Source organism: Methylophaga muralis, assembly GCF_001720165.1.
Taxonomy (GTDB): domain Bacteria; phylum Pseudomonadota; class Gammaproteobacteria; order Nitrosococcales; family Methylophagaceae; genus Methylophaga; species Methylophaga muralis.
This window is the reverse complement of record NZ_MCRI01000114.1, coordinates 1-513: the sequence shown is the minus strand read 5'-3', so window position 1 is coordinate 513 and position 513 is coordinate 1. Positions and strand designations below refer to the sequence as shown.

Sequence of the window (513 nt, the reverse complement as noted above, 5' to 3'; positions counted from 1 at the left end):
AATCCCTACATTGATAGTTCAAGCTCTCTTCTTGAAGTCGGTTGCGGAGAGGCTACGACCTTATCTGGGGTAGTTCAGCATTTAACTAACTTTCCATCCAAAGTATTAGGATTTGATATTAGTTGGTCGCGTTGTTTTTATGGACTTAACTGGTTAAAACAAAATGCGCTTAAAGCTGATTTATTTGTGGCGGATTTATTTGAAATCCCATTAGCTGATTCAAGTGTGGATATTATCTATACTTCCCATTCGCTTGAACCCAATGGTGGTCGTGAGGAAGCAGCGCTAAAAGAATTACTTCGTGTTGCGCGAAGAGCTGTAATATTATTTGAACCAATATATGAGCTTGGGAATGTTGAAGCTCAATTGAGAATGGACACCCATAAGTATGTTAAGCAGCTAAAAAATGTCGCGGAAAATTTAGGCGGTATTGTAAATAAATCCGCCACAAATAAATCAGCTTTAAGCGCATTTTGTTTTAACCAGTTAAGTCCATAAAAACAACGCGACCAA

1 protein-coding gene is annotated in these 513 nt (G+C 38.2%); it reads left to right on the top strand.

The features are described 5' to 3' along the window. On the top strand, window positions 1-498 hold a 498-nt coding region (locus A9E74_RS13875), incomplete at its 5' end, for a class I SAM-dependent methyltransferase (RefSeq protein WP_141696842.1). Between the last annotated feature and the right edge of the window lie 15 nt (window positions 499-513).